Here is a 15,905-nt window from a genome sequence, read left to right as displayed (position 1 = left end):
TTTTCTTTTTTATTTTACAATCACTTTTCTAAAGTTTTTCTTACCGCGCTTTACTACAATTCCTTCCCCAGTTAGCGTATCTCTTTCGATTTCAAAGTGAATATCTGTAATTTTTTCTCCATCAATCGAAACTCCACCTTGCTCAATTGCACGTCTTCCCTCTGAACGGGATGGAACAAGTTCAGATTTTACAAGAATAGAAATTAAATCAATTTTTCCATCTTTAAAATCTTCTTCTGCTAATTCTGCTGTTGGCATATTAGCAGCATTTCCGCTGAAAAATAATGCTCTTGCAGCCTCTTTTGCTTTCACTGCCTCTTCTTCGCCATGAACCATCTTAGTTAATTCGTAAGCTAAGATTTCTTTCGCTTCATTTAGCTGACTTCCTTCCCATTTATCCATTTCATCAATTTGTTCAAGTGGAAGGAATGTAAGCATACGAAGACATTTTAGTACGTCAGCATCTGCTACATTTCTCCAGTATTGGTAAAAATCAAATGGAGAAGTCTTATTTGGGTCAAGCCATACTGCACCAGACTGTGTTTTTCCCATTTTTTTGCCTTCGGAATTAAGCAATAATGTTATCGTCATTGCATAAGCATCTTTACCAAGTTTACGACGAATTAATTCCGTGCCTCCAAGCATATTGCTCCATTGGTCATCTCCGCCAAATTGCATATTACAGCCATATTTTTGGTATAAAGCGAGGAAATCATAACTTTGCATTATCATGTAGTTAAATTCTAAGAAGCTAAGACCTCTTTCCATTCTCTGTTTGTAGCACTCTGCTGTAAGCATACGGTTTACACTAAAATGTGGACCTACTTCTCTTAATAACTCCACATAGTTAAGATTCATTAACCATTCTGCATTATTTACTAACAACGCTTTTCCATCAGAAAAGTCAATAAACCGGCTCATTTGTTCTTTAAAGCAGTCACAATTATGCTGAATTGTTTCCGGTGTCATCATTTGACGCATATCTGTTCTTCCGGATGGGTCACCAATCATTCCTGTTCCCCCTCCAAGAAGTGCAATCGGCTTATTTCCCGCCATTTGAAGACGTTTCATCAGGCACAATGCCATAAAATGTCCTACATGCAGACTATCCGCTGTTGGGTCAAAACCAATGTAAAATGTTGCTTTTCCATTGTTAATGAGTTCCTTAATTTCTTCTTCATCTGTCACTTGGGCAATTAACCCTCTGGCAACTAATTCTTCATATACTGTCATGTTTTCACCTGTATGATATCGTATCGTTGTAATACACTCATACTTTTCCTTTCTTTTATTTTTCTCTATTTTCTTTCGATTGACGAAGCGATTTCCGATAAAAGTTCCTACTAATAAGATAGAATCCTGTTTCGCAAGATTCTCCGCCTGCGGCGAGTCGCTTTGGCGACATAATTCATCTCCGACGCAGTGCGTTCCCTCCCGGAAGGCTTTTTGCTTTATAGGAGACGAAGTTTCCTATAAAGTAAAAAAACCCCGTCCTATTAAAAGGACGAGGTATATCTCGCGTTACCACCTTTTTTCTCAAATGGTTCACACCATCTGACTCATCAAGTACAGCCTAATAAAAGCGATACCCTTGCACTATAACGTGTGCCAAGACATCTTTCTGTCTTTCGTCCGTCACTGCCTACTTACAAATCCAATTGTGTTCAGAGTGAAGCTCAAAGAGGTATTCATTATCTGTCTTCCCTGCACCTCTCATCACCCGGTCACTTTCTGTCGGTTCCTCAGATAACTACTTATTCTTATCATCGCCTATGTCAATTAATTGCTATTATAACAGATTATTTTTATTTGTCAAATTATTTACTAAATTAGTTTATCTTTTCATCATGCGAATTTTCTGTTTTTCTTCCTTTGCCACACGTGTTGATTCTATTATCTTTTGTAATGCCTTATTGTAAGTATCAATATCCAACTTGCAATGCTCAAGATACACAATTGTTTCATTCTGATATTTGATGTAACAAATAGAGATCGCCCACGCAACTGCCATCTTTACATAATACTTTTCCCTATTTATTTTATCAAAATATCCAAATCCAATTTGCAAGTATTCTTTTTCCACATAATAATTTAAAAACATAACAACTGCAAATCGCAAGTCATACTCCCGTTCCGAATGAAAATACTCCTGAAGGAATTCCCACATTTGTTCTTTTTCTTTCGCAGTTCTTTTCAAACTGCTACAAAAACTGTCACATACAGACCAGTTATCAATTTTATCAATAAACTCTCTCATATAAGGAATTAGTTCTTCAAGCTCTGCTTTTACAGAACCTATTACCATTCCCTGAAGCATAATTTCTTCGAATGTATCATCTTGTGCTACCTGAAGATACGTCTTCCAGTCATCTTTTGCTATCGTTTTTGCCAAACTTCTCAACTTTGGGAACCGTACTCCCAGTATATTTTCTGTCCCAGGAAGCAGTTTGCTGCTAAATCTTTGATACTTTTGCTCTGACAATTGATTTAAGCAAACTCTTATCTCCTTATGATATCGCTCTTTTGTCCATTCCATTTAAAATTACTCCTGTTAAAGGTTTTTGTTAAAATCAATTTGAGTTTCCTCTGTTAGAGGGACTTTCTCATCCTTTCTGATTAACAAGATGAAAATTACACTGATTCCCATTAAAACAGGATAGAATAAGTATGGAATTATATTTACTGGCGAAAGTTTCGTTAAGCCTGCCGCCAGTAACAGCTGGGCACCATACGGTATCAATCCCTGCGTCACAGAAGTAAAAATATCCAACAAAGAAGCTGTTCTTCTTGGTGATATATTATAATCCTCACTAATTTCCTTTGCTATTGGTCCTGCCATAACAATCGCGATTGTATTATTCGCTGTACACAGATCTACTAAAACTGCCAAAATTGCGATTCCAAATTCACCACCCGAGTGACTCTTAATGCTACGATGAATAATATCTAAAATATATTCGATTCCACCATTCTTTTTCACAAGTGATACAATACATGCAACAATAATAGAAATCACAGTGATATCATACATTGATGTAATTCCTTCCTGCATAACAGTAAAAATTTCATCAACTGCAATCGTACTTGTCAAAAGCCCAGCTAAAATTGACACTAAAGTTCCACTAATTAACACAATAAACACATTAATTCCAATTAACGCTCCTGCTAATACAACAACATATGGAATTACTTGTATCAGATGATAAGGTAATGCTTCATTCATCTGATAGCTTCCATTTCTCGCCAGTACCCCATATAATATAAGCGAAATACATGCTGCCGGCAAAACAAGGAAAAAGTTTTCCTTAAATTTATCTTTCATCTCACATCCTTGTGTCCGAACAGCTGCAATCGTAGTATCAGAAATCATAGATAAATTATCTCCAAACATTGCTCCACTTACAACTGCACCAATACAGATTGCTAATGAATATCCTGTCTTATCACTAATCCCGATTGCAATTGGTCCAAGTGCCCCGATTGTTCCCATACTGGTTCCCATCGACACAGAAATAAAACACGCAATCATCATAAGTCCAGCTACTACAATCCCTGACGGAAGAATCGAAAGACCAAGATTAACTGTACTTTCTACTCCGCCAGCTGCTGACACCGTTCCTGAAAACGCACCGGCTGCCAAAAAAATCAAGCACATCGTAATAATATTATCATTTCCAACACCTCCTGCTATTACATGAATTTTTTCTTGAAAACTCAATGTTCTATTTTGAAGAAACGCTACCAAAAGTGCTATCAAAAAAGCTACAATTGCCGGCATTTTATAAAAATCGCCAGTCGCACATCCAACTCCTAAAAATAAGACTAAAAAAACGCCTATTGGTAATAATCCTGCTTTTTTACCCACAAAAATACTCCTTTCCTTTTCCAGATCGTCATTTTATTTATCCGACTGCTATTTTAGCATAATTCGAAAAGAAATGGAATTTCTTTTTGAGGCTAGTTCTATTGCTTATCATTTTACACATTGTTCTAATATCATTTTGGCTTTCTTTATTGCTTCTTCGTCTGTACGATAAATTTCATATTCACTAAAAAAGGAAAGCCCCATATTTACTTCCATGTTTCGATATTCCATCTGACTTTGTAAAATCTGTTTTCCAGACATATGATAGGCACTAATTTCTGTTTCTTCTAAAAAATATTGTATTACCTGAGGTGTTATCATAGCCCCGGCCATAATTGAAACATCACCAGACTCTGCTTCCAACTCCTTTAGCAATTCAATTCCTTCGATTGCACTTTGCTTTTGACCGGAAGTAAGAATTGTATTAATTCCCAAATCCTGTGCCTGCCTTAATGTTTTTTTGGCATCTTTACAGACATCAAAAGCCCTGTGCAAAGTAACAGACATATCTTTTGCTTCTGACCTCAATTTTTTCATACGACCAAAATCCAGTTCTCCATCCTTTGTCAAACATCCAACTACAACGCCTTCGGCTCCCAACTCCTGAAATAACTGTATTTCTCTCTGAATAATTTCAAACTCTGCTTCTGTATATAAAAAATCACCAAATCGTGGTCGTATTAAAACGTGGATACGGATTGATGACTGTTCTCTGATTGTTTCAAACAGTGCTTTTGTCGGAGTTGTACCGCCTATAATCAAATTAGAACATAATTCAATCCTCGTTGCCCCACCCCGTTCTGCATTCAAAGCAGATTCGACAGAATCTACACAACATTCTAATGTAAAGAAATCTTTCATTTATACACCTTTCTCTTTCTATGATATTCTTTCTGCTGTTTGCTCAAATTCTTCTTTTGCCAACTTAAAGCACTCCACCAGTTTCGGATTAAAGCCACCACATTTTCCACTTAAAATCATATCATATGCCTCTTGTTTCGAATAAGCCTTTTTATAAACCCGGTCACTAATTAATGCATCATACACATCAGCAATTGATACAATTTGTGCTGCAATCGGAATCTTATCTTTTTCTAAACCATCCGGATATCCCGTTCCATCAAACTTTTCATGATGACTTCTAATGATTTGGTAACAATAACTCATATACAAGCTGTCATCAGCAATTGACACTCGATTAAGTATTTCGCACCCTTTTACTGTATGCGTTTTCATAACTTCAAATTCATCTTTTGTCAGCTTTCCAGGCTTTAATAATATATTATCGGGTATCGCTATTTTACCAATGTCGTGCATAGAAGAAGCATAAGCAATAATGTCCGCTATCTCATTCGTTATTCCATATTCTTTATAATATTTTTGGACATATTTTAATAATACAGTTGTTAATTCTCTTACTCGCATAATATGCCCACCGGATTCCAAATCTCTAAATTCAACCATAGTCCCTAATGTATCAATAAGCCGGTAATTCATCTGATTAATTTTATCATTTTTCTCCCTTATCTCTATTGTCTGCTCTTCTACCAACTGTTCAAGATTATTTTTATGAAAATACAACTCAACCAAATTATTGACACGCTTTTGGACAATTTGCTTATCAAATGGTTTTTCAATAATATCAGATACCCCTAAATCATAACCTTTTTTCTTCAATTCCATTGATGTATCTCCAGTAATTAAAATAACCGGTATTTTACTCATCAATTTTTCTTTATTCATATATTCTAAAACGCCAAAACCATCCATATTAGGCATAATAATATCCAAAAGTATTGCAGATAAATTTTCTTTTTCTTCTTTTATTTTTTCTATCGCCTGAAATCCATCCTCTGCTTCAATAATCTGATAACCTTCATCAAACAAAAGACTTAATATTTCACGATTTATCTCTATGTCATCAACGATTAGGATTGTATTATTCATTTCATCTAACCATCCTTTCTCATTTCACTGCTTCGACATGTTTTTCGAATTGCAAAACAAGAATATATTTTTTCACTTTTTGCAAATTATAGTTTCTTTTTCATTCGTTTTTACTTATATTATCATATTTCAGCACAAAAAGCAAAGTGTTTTACACTATTTACGCATTTTTATGCAAAGTGCCTGTATATCTCATTCATAATTTATATAAGAAAACCAAATTGCATTTACAGAAATTAAAAAATTTCTTGCCATCTTGATTTATTTATGTAATAGTAATTATATCTTTTATCTGGAGGCAGCTATGACAAACTATCTTTTTATCGGCATCGGTCTTTCACTACTTATTTACTTTTGTTTTGTAGTATTTTATACTAAAAATCCAATTTCATTTGCTCTTTTTTGGCTAGTTGGAGCACTTACTTGTTTTACGATTTCCTTATTGAAATCTTATATTTTAAAATCTAAGATTTTGAATTGTATTTATTTGCTCTTGATATTTGGAATTTTCTTTTTCCTATTGTTGTTTTGTAGTCATATTTTTTTTATCCTAAAGCAAATCCACTCTGTTCCCAGGACAAATATCGATTGTCTTATCATTCTTGGAGCTGGTTTGAAAGGGGAGCAAATTACAAAATCCCTGCAATTTCGTTTGGAAACTGCATATTCCTATATGGAAGCCCATCCGGATACAACGGCAATTGTATCTGGTGGAAAAGGGAAAGGAGAAACCATAACAGAAGCACAGGCAATGAATAGGTACCTAATTAAAAAAGGTATTTCTTCTGACCGAATTAAAATGGAACCTGATTCAACAAATACCTATGAAAATTTTTTATTTAGCAAAGAACTTCTCGAAAAAAACGTTCTCGCTGTTGGCATTGTAACAAATAATTTTCATATCTATCGGGCACTACAGATTGCAAAAAAATTAAATTTACAAAATCCCGTTGGAATTCCTGCACCTACAGACCCACTTATTTTTGTTCACTTCATGGTTCGTGAACTATTTGCACTTATAAAAGATAAATTAGTAAAAAACATCTAATAATTAGGAGGTTATTATGCAGATTCGCATAGCAGAAAAAAAAGATTTACCAATGATTATGGATATTATCCATCAGGCACAAAATGCTCTCAAAGAATTGGGTATCAGCCAATGGCAGAACGGATATCCTAATGAAAATACCATTCGTTCTGATATAGAACAGGCCATTAGCTATGTTCTTGTAGAAAATGGACAAATACTTGCAACAATTTCCATCTCTTTTCAAGAAGAACCATCTTATCAGCAAATTTTTAATGGTTCATTCAGAAGCAACAATCCATATGGTGTGATTCACCGAATTGCTGTTTCCACTTCTTGTAAAAAACAAGGGTTGGCAACACAGCTTATTTCTTTTGCAAAAAAGTTAATTCAAAATCACGGTTTGAATTGGATTCGAATCGATACCCACGAAGGAAATATTCCAATGCAACAGTTCTTAAAAAAACAAGGATTTCAATATTGTGGTATTATATATTTGTCGGAAGAACAAAATGCTGATACAAAACGACTTGCCTATGATTATCAAATACTCTGATTATTATTGTGCCCATGTTTCAGCCCCGGCTGAATCTGCTCTAATATAAATGGCAATACTTGCTCCTGTTTTATGTCAAGCACAATTGCAAATTCTTCATACAATAACTTTTCAGCCTCTTTAAAAAAACGTTCGTCCGCGGCATGAAGTTTTTTCCCTTTTGCCTGCAGCTGTTGTTGGTGAGTATATAAAGCTTTTATTATCTGCACAAGCTCCCTGCGATTGCCACAGGCAATAATTTCTTTATATTTTTCTTTACGTTCATTTTCATTTTCAATCCAAACCGATTTTTCTTCCGGCATTGAATGAATGATTTCATAAATTTCTGAAACCGACAGGACACATCTCATTTTCTTCTTGAGATTCTCATTATTAACCGGAACATAGATAGTGGAAGCCTGATTATTTAATGGTTTCAATACATAATATTCTGTCTTACTTCCACTAAATTCCTTATCTGCAATATCAACGATTTTACAAATGCCATTCACCCCATAAATAATCATATCATTAATCTGATACATTACTACCCTTCTTTCTTAAAAAAAAAACATATACAAAAATGTAGTTTGCATTAACTGGATTTATGTTCCGCTAAGCAAACTACACGTTAACTTAATATTATTATAGCACTCTTTTCAAGCTAATGTAATAAGAAATACTATTTTTGTTGATTTTATACAAGTTGTTACAATTACTTTTTGTGAATATTTTCTATTCTTATTCGTATGTAAACAATTGTACCCAATATGGTGTTCCGTTTGTATTCTGTACATATCCTACACCGAGAGTTGTGAAATTTTTATTCATAATATTGGCTCTGTGCCCAGCACTATTCATCCATGCATTTACAACCTGCTCTGGTGTTTTCTGCCCCCATGCGATATTTTCTCCAGTGCCACGGTAGTTCACTCCATTTTCTCTTAATACAGTAGAAAAATTACTTCCATTTGGTCTTGTATGAGAAAAACTCGTCTGAATTTCAACTGCCCTTACTCCTGCTGCTTTTGCGACTTGGGTATTCCAAGATAATGGGGCTAATCCTTCCTTGGCACGCTCTGTATTCACAAGTGAAAGCACCTGCTTTGCATAATAAGATTCTGTTACTTCGCTAGTTTCCGGTGTTTGATTTGTTTCATTGTTATTTTGCCCATTGCTTGTGTCATGTTCATTATTTGTGTTTTGTTCATCGTTTGTATCTTGTTCATTATTAATGTTATCATTCGTATCCTGATTACCGTTTTCTTCACCAGACTCTGGTTTGTTATTATCATTTCCTATAATAACCGTTCCCCACTTAATGCAGTTTCCATTTATCACAACTTGCTTCAGTGCATCTTCTACACTTTCTAATTTACAGTTTTGTGATAACGTTGGATTGTTTACTCCATACAATTTACAAATTGGATTGTTTTGAGCTGCCATTGACGTTACAGGAATCATTGTTGCCACCGCAAATGCTGTAATTCCGACTACTGTTAATTTTTTTATATTTCTCATATAAGATATCCTCCTTTTATTTGTTACGAAAATATTACATTTATGTTACAAATATATGTTATCATATCGGAGAACCTATTTCCACTGGTAATCGGTGGTAACCATCTGGCTATTTTAATTAATAGTTTTCACAATACATCTCATAATATCCTTTCGGATATCCACACACAGGACATACTTCAGGTGCACACTCCCCATAATACGTATTTCCACAATTTAAACAAACCCAAATTATTTGCTTATTTTTACAAAAAACAGTTCCATGTCTTATATTGTCTGCCAAAACTTCAAACCGGTAGTCGTGATGATGCTCAATTTCTCCCACCATTCGGAATAAGTCTGCTATATCCTGATACCCTTCCTGTTCTGCAATACGGGCATAATTTTCATACATCTCCGTCCATTCATAAATCTCACTTTCGTATGATTCTACTAAATTACACAACGTACTCGGAACTTTGCCACTATTCATTAGCTTATACCATATTTCTGCATGCTCCTGCTCATTTTTAGCTGTCATATCAAATATATTCCCAATCTGCTGATAACCTTCCTTTTTTGCATTTTCGCCATATAAGCGATATTTTGTACTTGCCTTTAATTCTCCTTCGAATGCTTTCATTAAGTTCTTATAAGTTCTACTATTTCTAAATTCCATAATAACCCCTTATATTCATATCTTAATATGATACCAGGGTCAAAAGGTCATGCTTTTCATGCTGGCATGAAAAAGCATGACTTTGCGACCCGCAAAAACATGAGAAAGTAGCCCGTACAGGGCGGATTTCGAATGTTTTTAGGATGACGGGAGCACAAAGTGCGTAGTCATCTGTAGGTATCAGGGGTCGAAATATCTTTTGACCCCAACATCTTAATATTAATATATGTAACTTTTACATTGGAGTTCCATCGTCAAATGGTTCAAATCTCACCTCACTTTCATCCAAAACCAACTCTATAAACAAAAAATCTGTGCACATCCTCGCGGAGCGTTTTTGCTTTATAGAAGACAAAGTTTCCTATAAAGCAATAAAGACTCCGAAAACTTTCGTTTCGGAGTCTTCATTTCCATTAAATCATACCGTCTTTTAATACATTATGATCACGCAATACTTTTTCAATTACCGTTCCTTTTATTACATGTAGTAAAGGTTTTTTCAATACATTAAGCGGACCCGGTAACTCAATTTCTAATGGAGATTTTCCATCCATCAGCTTCACACTGCTCTCCAGTAATTCACGGATATCGTAAACACTACCCCATACTTCCGGCACACCCCTGTCTACGCCAAGCAAACCATAAACAGCTTCCATAGCAGTTCTTACCGAATATTCTGTCGTAAATACAGTATCTCTTGGTGTTTCTGTAAATTGTCCCAAAAATGCAAAGTTTACACATCCATCCGGAATTACGTCAGGACGATCTCCTTTCGTTCTTGGCATGAAAAATGCTGTAATATAAGGCATCATCGTTGGAACACATACGGCACTATTTTCTGCCAGTTCCGGAATCTGTTCTACCGGAACACCTAAATGATACAACCATTCCTCTGTAATTTCCTTACCGGTACATTCCTTCATTGGTTTTTTCACAAAGTCGCCCGGTACATCTGTAAATAACCCATATACCCAGACACATACTTTATCTTTATCTTGTTCCTTAAATTGTCCCTGTCTGTTAATTGTCCAACTCATCAGCCAGCTGGAATCCTGACAACTTACAATACCACCGGTTACTACCCTTCCACTCTTTGGATCACGTTTACATATATTCGTGATATATGGGATAATCTTGTCATCCAAAGTCGTAACCGTTGCAGATTCCCAATTTGTCTTTGATACATCAGAGCAGAATTTTTCCGGATGTCCAAACGAAGGGTCTTGTTTTGCAATATTTTTCCATAAATTCCAACATCCACTTGTTCTCACTTCTGCATCTCCATTTGGAGCATGATTTTGATCGCCATATATCGTACCTTCTGTACAGCTTCCATTTGTTACGAATACAAGATCATTTTCTGTGAGCATAATTCCATTTTCTACTCCGCCAACTTTACATTCAATTGCCTTTGCTACCTTTCGGTTATTTTCAAATTCAAAGATTACATTTGTTACCTCTGTATTAAATTGGAAGTCAACTCCTGCATCTTCCAAATATTTTTGCATTGGAAGAATTAAAGATTCATATTGATTATATTTTGTAAATTTCAATGCACTAAAGTCTGGAAGTCCTGCAATATGATGAATAAATCTCTGGAAATAAAGCTTCATTTCTAAAGCACTATGCCAGTTTTCAAAAGCAAACATCGTTCTCCAATACAGCCAGAATGTAGAATCAAATACTTCCTCATCAAATACATCTTCGATCGTCTTGTCATATAAATCTTCATCTTTTGTCATAAACAGCTTCATAATCTCCATGCAGCCCTTCTGACTAAGATTAAATTTACCATCTGTATGTGCATCTTTTCCACGTTCCACCGTTGCACGGCACAAAGAGTAGTTCGGATCTTCCTTATTCAGCCAGTAGTACTCATCCAGCACTGATACACCAGGAGTTTCTATTGATGGAATACTCCGGAACAAATCCCACAGACATTCGAAATGATTCTCCATTTCACGTCCGCCACGCATTACGTAACCCCTTGTTGAATCATAAATACCATCACATGCACCACCAGCAATATCCATTGCTTCTAAAATATGAATATGAGAACCTGGCATCTGACCATCACGTACCAGAAAACAAGCCGCTGCCAGTGCAGCCAATCCACTTCCTACAATATAAGCATTTTTATCATCTACTCCTTCTGGTTTCTTAGGTCTTGCAAATGCCTCATAGTTACCATTTGTATAGTAAATTCCTTTACTATTTTTTTGATATTTTCCTCTCTCCGTATTACGGTACTCCTGATTCTTAATATACTCCCCTTTTGAATTTTTACACGCTTTTTTTTCTGCCTTTTTACGATTTTTTAATACAACAGCAGTTGCGCCGGCTCCTGCCGCAATTGCTGCTACCCCAATACCAATATTCTTTTTTGTTGCCATGTAGAATTACCACCTTTCTCCTATCGGTTTGTCCACTTGTCTTTTATGCTTCTATTTTATACCTTCAGAATCAACAATCCTACTTACAAAATAAGCGAAATGATAAAAAACTTATCATTTCTCCTATTTTGATAAAATCTACTTCTTTATCTGCTCAAAATTGTGAATGGAATTCGTAATATTGCCATGAAGTGTAATGCTCATTCTCTCCACAATTTTCTTATAGTCATCCTTCATACCACGGTCAATCCAGTTCAGCACAATTCCCACAAAACCATACTTATAAAATTCTGCAATAAATGCCTTATCTTCTTTGGCTAACTCAGTTCCTACGCATTTTTCCTCAACCACATCGACAATCAAACGATATGTAAGCTCGTATAAATAGCTTTCCATTTTTTCCCTGCTAACAGAGCTGTACACATTAAGAATAAATGCCTTATTCTCCACGACCTCTTCAAAAACCTGAGCCATTCCCTCCTGCCATGTATCATAATTTTTTTTCCCTTGTAAGATTCGTCTTCCATCTTCTATACATATCCACTCAACCAAATCGTAAATATCCTTAAAATGGTAATAAAATGCCATCCGACTAATGCCACAGTCAGATGTCAAATCATTAATCGTTATCTTATCTATCTTTTTATGTAATAACAGTTTCTTAAGCGATGCCTCCAATGCCAATTTAGTTGTATTAGACATAATGTTTTCTCCCCAAATCAAATGCTGCATAACCACATGTAACTTTGTATCACAATGAATACACTATAATTCCTTGTCTTCTATTGTAACATGGTTATTTATGCCCTGCAAATATTTCTTTTCCGTCAAATATAAATGATTTTATAGAATTATCTTCTATTATAAACTTAATTTGCCTTTGTATATTAGCACCAAAGCTATTGTCTACATCAACATATTTCTTACCTTTTTCTTCCCACACTGACCAATTACTACTACTTGGAAACTCTGCGGACGAAGGCGATTTTAAATTGTTTTTATATAAAACTTCTTTTTCGAATCTTATTGTTTGCAATTTCCTTTTTTACAGTTAAATACACATTTCTGTAATCTACAGGCAGTATATATACTTTATTTTCTTCTTTACTATTTTTCTTAATATTAGCTTCTGTAATATTGGTTACCTTACACTTTTCTAAAGTTTTTAATATCTTTTTAGCTTCTTTTTCCTCCCTATGTAACATATTGATACTATTATACAATATACAGGAAGGATTCACCATAGTTTTATATAAAAAGGACGCTCATTTCTGAACGTCCTAGTTGCCTATATATAATTATCTTATAACTGTTCCTTTACTACTTTCAATCCGTTTTTTGTTGCATTTATGAGCATTCCGTTTTTTCACCTAGTTTAAAATTTTTTATTTTTAATACTTTCAAATCAGAATTAGTTATATTTACAACACAATGATGTTCATATCCATTTTTATAAACAATTTTAATAGTACCACTAATGTGATATTTTCCACTATTAGAAATAGTTATTGTACTCCCTATTTTTTCTCCGTACATTGCACCTGACGAATAAAATTTATTTTTTATCCATGTTTCTACTTTTATTCTTACTTTTGCTTCCGTTCTTGGCATTATACATACTTGGTAATTATTTAACGCTTCCGATTTTTCAGTTTGGTTCGAGTTAAACCATATATCTTGATCTAAAACATTTACAGTACATTTCAATGTCTTCCCATCAACTTTAGCTGTTACAGTTGCTTTACCAGTCCAAACAGGATACACCATACCCTTGCTTTCTACTCGCACAATACTCTTATTAGAAGATGACCACTTTACTTTTTTTGTTGTGTTTAATACTTTAAGTTTATAGGTGTCTGCTGTAGATAAATATAGGCTAGTTCTATTTAATTTTGGTACACCTTTAGCTTGTACATTCAAGACTTGTTGGAAAGGTAATATTGATAGAATAAGTAGTATAGTCAATACCTTTTTTACATTTGATTTCATTTTTATAATCCTCCCTAAGCATAATTATGTTACTATTATATTATAATTAGGAAAGATTTACCATACCCTTTGTCTAATTTTGTAGATTTCTGGAGTTTGACAGTTGAATCCTACAAAAAAGCCCTGCAGGTCGCATGAAACCTGCGTTTTTTGTGTCAACTTTTTTGTTTTACTCTATTGCATTTTATTGCAATGTCTTGTAAAATATGGTAAAGGAGGCGTTTTTTTATGAGGGTTACTACGTCAAAATCAAAGAATGCCGAATCGTTTTATATCTCAAAAGGATATATCAACGATAAAGGAGCAAGTACTTCCGTTATTGTTCGAAAGCTCGGAACTCTAAAAGAACTTTTACTTGAACACGGACCAACACGGGATGATGTAATGGCCTGGGCGAAAGAAGAAGCCCGACTTGAAACATTAAAATATAAGCAGGAACAGGAAAACAAACGGATACAGATTACTTTTCACGCCAACAGACAACTCGATTATGAAAAACAGATTTTCTTTCGAGGTGGTTATCTTTTTTTGCAGTACATCTATTATCAGATGCATATAGAAAAGATTTGCCGCAAATTAAAATTAAAATATAAATTCAAGTATGATATCAATGCCATTCTTTCTGACTTGATTTACGCAAGAATTCTGGAGCCTTCCAGCAAACGTGCTTCTTTCAAAGTTGCTTCCGAATTCTTGGAAAAACCTTCTTATGAACTTCACGATGTTTACCGTGCATTGGATATTCTTGGCAGTGAATGTGATCTCATACAGGCAGAAGTTTATAAAAACAGTCATTTTTTAGGTAACAGAAACGATAAAATACTATACTATGACTGTTCAAACTATTACTTTGAAATCGAGCAGGAAAACGGCAGTAAAAAATATGGAAAAAGCAAAGAACACAGACCAAATCCAATCATTCAAATGGGCTTATTTATGGATGGTGACGGCATTCCCCTTGCGTTCTCTCTGTTTCCCAGAAATGCCAATGAGCAGACCTCATTAAAACCTTTGGAAAAGAAAGTACTTGGAGAGTTTGGCTGTCAGAAATTTATCTATTGCAGTGATGCAGGACTAGGTTCTGAAGACATCCGATGTTACAATCATATGGGAGAAAGAGCATATATCGTAACCCAATCGATGAAAAAGCTGAAAAAAGAAGAAAAAGAATGGGCTTTGAATATGCAGGGATTTAAAAAAGTTTCGGATGATACACCTGTGGATATCACACAACTTTCTTCGGATGATAAAGGGCTTTATTATAAAGATGAACCCTATACCACAAAAAAGCTCCATCAACGTTTAATTATTACATACTCTCCTAAGTATGCACTTTACCAAAAATCCATTCGTGATAAACAGATAGAACGTGCACAAAAGATGCTGGATTCCGGAAATACAAAAAAGAACCGTAAAAACCCAAATGATCCAGCACGTTTTATCGGAACAACCGCAGCTGCAAAAGAGGGAAAAGCAGCTGATATCTACCATTATCTGGATGAAAGTAAGATTGCGGAGGAGTCTAACTATGACGGACTTTATGCGGTATGTACGGATCTTTTAGAGGATGAGGTTCGTGATATTTTAAAAGTCAGTGAGGGAAGATGGCAGATCGAAGAATGTTTTCGCATCATGAAAACAGATTTTTCGGCAAGACCTGTTTATTTGCAAGAAGAAAACCGTATTAAGGCACATTTTCTGATTTGCTTCCTTGCACTGACAATCTATCGTTTTCTTGAGAAAAAACTTGATTCAAACTATACCTGCGAAGAACTGTTAGATGCCTTGAAAACAATGAATTTTGTTGAGGTTCAGGAACAAGGATTTATTCCAACATACAAACGAGAGCCAATCATGGACGCTTTGCATGATGCCTGTGGTTTTCGAACAGATTATCAATTTATAACAAAAAGCAAAATGAAAACAATTCAAAAAGAAAGTAAAGGTCGAAAATAAAATACCATACTCCG

At 34.9% G+C, this 15,905-nt stretch carries 16 protein-coding genes; 3 read left to right on the top strand and 13 right to left on the bottom strand.

The window, feature by feature from the left end:
* Positions 1-9: 9 nt before the first annotated feature.
* The 5 genes from tyrS to FYJ58_RS09985 all read right to left on the bottom strand — a co-directional run bounded on the left by tyrS (position 10) and on the right by FYJ58_RS09985 (position 5,812).
* Positions 10-1,233 (bottom strand): tyrosine--tRNA ligase, encoded by a 1,224-nt coding sequence (gene tyrS / locus FYJ58_RS10005; RefSeq protein ID WP_154519591.1) that lies wholly within the window; start codon positions 1,231-1,233, stop codon positions 10-12.
* A gap of 601 nt (positions 1,234-1,834) precedes the next feature.
* Entirely contained in the window at positions 1,835-2,536 is a 702-nt protein-coding gene (locus tag FYJ58_RS10000) for a DNA alkylation repair protein (protein WP_154519590.1), read from the bottom strand.
* Between the two features lie 15 nt (positions 2,537-2,551).
* On the bottom strand, positions 2,552-3,865 hold the full coding sequence (locus tag FYJ58_RS09995; protein ID WP_328597838.1) for a Na+/H+ antiporter NhaC family protein: 1,314 nt from the start codon (positions 3,863-3,865) through the stop codon (positions 2,552-2,554).
* Positions 3,866-3,973: 108 nt separating this feature from the next.
* Entirely contained in the window at positions 3,974-4,726 is a 753-nt protein-coding gene (locus FYJ58_RS09990; protein WP_154519589.1) for a copper homeostasis protein CutC, read from the bottom strand.
* An 18-nt stretch (positions 4,727-4,744) separates the two neighbouring features.
* Positions 4,745-5,812: a response regulator gene (locus tag FYJ58_RS09985; protein ID WP_154519588.1), complete on the bottom strand. Its 1,068-nt coding sequence runs from the start codon at positions 5,810-5,812 to the stop codon at positions 4,745-4,747.
* A gap of 304 nt (positions 5,813-6,116) precedes the next feature.
* Here FYJ58_RS09985 and FYJ58_RS15060 point away from each other — a divergent pair, with 304 nt between their 5' ends.
* Together FYJ58_RS15060 and FYJ58_RS09975 are read left to right on the top strand one after the other, a co-directional pair.
* Positions 6,117-6,860, top strand: a complete 744-nt coding sequence (locus FYJ58_RS15060; RefSeq protein WP_154519587.1) for a YdcF family protein — start codon at positions 6,117-6,119, stop codon at positions 6,858-6,860.
* Positions 6,861-6,876: 16 nt separating this feature from the next.
* On the top strand, positions 6,877-7,395 hold the full coding sequence (locus tag FYJ58_RS09975; protein WP_154519586.1) for a GNAT family N-acetyltransferase: 519 nt from the start codon (positions 6,877-6,879) through the stop codon (positions 7,393-7,395).
* Here the strand turns inward: FYJ58_RS09975 and FYJ58_RS09970 are convergent.
* From FYJ58_RS09970 to FYJ58_RS09940, 8 genes are all read right to left on the bottom strand, one after another.
* Positions 7,383-7,919: a CarD family transcriptional regulator gene (locus FYJ58_RS09970; RefSeq protein ID WP_154519585.1), complete on the bottom strand. Its 537-nt coding sequence runs from the start codon at positions 7,917-7,919 to the stop codon at positions 7,383-7,385. The genes FYJ58_RS09975 and FYJ58_RS09970 overlap by 13 nt on opposite strands.
* Before the next feature lie 196 nt (positions 7,920-8,115).
* On the bottom strand, positions 8,116-8,895 hold the full coding sequence (locus FYJ58_RS09965) for a CAP domain-containing protein (protein ID WP_154519584.1): 780 nt from the start codon (positions 8,893-8,895) through the stop codon (positions 8,116-8,118).
* Between the two features lie 118 nt (positions 8,896-9,013).
* Positions 9,014-9,553 (bottom strand): rubrerythrin family protein, encoded by a 540-nt coding sequence (locus tag FYJ58_RS09960; RefSeq protein WP_154519583.1) that lies wholly within the window; start codon positions 9,551-9,553, stop codon positions 9,014-9,016.
* Between the two features lie 413 nt (positions 9,554-9,966).
* Entirely contained in the window at positions 9,967-11,946 is a 1,980-nt protein-coding gene (locus tag FYJ58_RS09955; protein WP_154519582.1) for an oleate hydratase, read from the bottom strand.
* Positions 11,947-12,084: 138 nt separating this feature from the next.
* Positions 12,085-12,648, bottom strand: a complete 564-nt coding sequence (locus tag FYJ58_RS09950) for a TetR-like C-terminal domain-containing protein (protein WP_154519581.1) — start codon at positions 12,646-12,648, stop codon at positions 12,085-12,087.
* A 94-nt stretch (positions 12,649-12,742) separates the two neighbouring features.
* Positions 12,743-12,889 (bottom strand): hypothetical protein, encoded by a 147-nt coding sequence (locus tag FYJ58_RS14760; protein WP_205839223.1) that lies wholly within the window; start codon positions 12,887-12,889, stop codon positions 12,743-12,745.
* Positions 12,890-12,944: 55 nt separating this feature from the next.
* Positions 12,945-13,151, bottom strand: a complete 207-nt coding sequence (locus FYJ58_RS14755; protein ID WP_205839222.1) for a hypothetical protein — start codon at positions 13,149-13,151, stop codon at positions 12,945-12,947.
* Positions 13,152-13,293: 142 nt separating this feature from the next.
* On the bottom strand, positions 13,294-13,935 hold the full coding sequence (locus FYJ58_RS09940) for an Ig-like domain-containing protein (RefSeq protein WP_154519579.1): 642 nt from the start codon (positions 13,933-13,935) through the stop codon (positions 13,294-13,296).
* A 228-nt stretch (positions 13,936-14,163) separates the two neighbouring features.
* Here FYJ58_RS09940 and FYJ58_RS09935 point away from each other — a divergent pair, with 228 nt between their 5' ends.
* Positions 14,164-15,891, top strand: a complete 1,728-nt coding sequence (locus FYJ58_RS09935; protein ID WP_154519578.1) for an IS1634 family transposase — start codon at positions 14,164-14,166, stop codon at positions 15,889-15,891.
* Positions 15,892-15,905 lie beyond the last annotated feature (14 nt).

It is taken from the genome of Velocimicrobium porci, assembly GCF_009696045.1.
GTDB lineage: Bacteria > Bacillota > Clostridia > Lachnospirales > Lachnospiraceae > Velocimicrobium > Velocimicrobium porci.
Note: the sequence above shows the minus strand (reverse complement) of the source record. Positions and strands in the feature narration are given on the sequence as shown.

Excerpts from the sequence above, each read along its gene's own strand:
- FYJ58_RS09935 (WP_154519578.1), top strand. The coding sequence starts at position 14,164 with ATGAGGGTTACTACGTCAAAATCAAAGAATGCCGAATCGTTTTATATC.
- FYJ58_RS09990 (WP_154519589.1), bottom strand. The coding sequence starts at position 4,726 with ATGAAAGATTTCTTTACATTAGAATGTTGTGTAGATTCTGTCGAATCT.
- FYJ58_RS15060 (WP_154519587.1), top strand. The coding sequence starts at position 6,117 with ATGACAAACTATCTTTTTATCGGCATCGGTCTTTCACTACTTATTTAC.
- tyrS (WP_154519591.1), bottom strand. The coding sequence starts at position 1,233 with ATGACAGTATATGAAGAATTAGTTGCCAGAGGGTTAATTGCCCAAGTG.
- FYJ58_RS14755 (WP_205839222.1), bottom strand. The coding sequence starts at position 13,151 with ATGTTACATAGGGAGGAAAAAGAAGCTAAAAAGATATTAAAAACTTTA.
- FYJ58_RS09985 (WP_154519588.1), bottom strand. The coding sequence starts at position 5,812 with ATGAATAATACAATCCTAATCGTTGATGACATAGAGATAAATCGTGAA.
- FYJ58_RS09950 (WP_154519581.1), bottom strand. The coding sequence starts at position 12,648 with ATGTCTAATACAACTAAATTGGCATTGGAGGCATCGCTTAAGAAACTG.
- FYJ58_RS09940 (WP_154519579.1), bottom strand. The coding sequence starts at position 13,935 with ATGAAATCAAATGTAAAAAAGGTATTGACTATACTACTTATTCTATCA.
- FYJ58_RS09970 (WP_154519585.1), bottom strand. The coding sequence starts at position 7,919 with ATGTATCAGATTAATGATATGATTATTTATGGGGTGAATGGCATTTGT.
- FYJ58_RS09975 (WP_154519586.1), top strand. The coding sequence starts at position 6,877 with ATGCAGATTCGCATAGCAGAAAAAAAAGATTTACCAATGATTATGGAT.
- FYJ58_RS10000 (WP_154519590.1), bottom strand. The coding sequence starts at position 2,536 with ATGGAATGGACAAAAGAGCGATATCATAAGGAGATAAGAGTTTGCTTA.
- FYJ58_RS09960 (WP_154519583.1), bottom strand. The coding sequence starts at position 9,553 with ATGGAATTTAGAAATAGTAGAACTTATAAGAACTTAATGAAAGCATTC.
- FYJ58_RS09955 (WP_154519582.1), bottom strand. The coding sequence starts at position 11,946 with ATGGCAACAAAAAAGAATATTGGTATTGGGGTAGCAGCAATTGCGGCA.
- FYJ58_RS09965 (WP_154519584.1), bottom strand. The coding sequence starts at position 8,895 with ATGAGAAATATAAAAAAATTAACAGTAGTCGGAATTACAGCATTTGCG.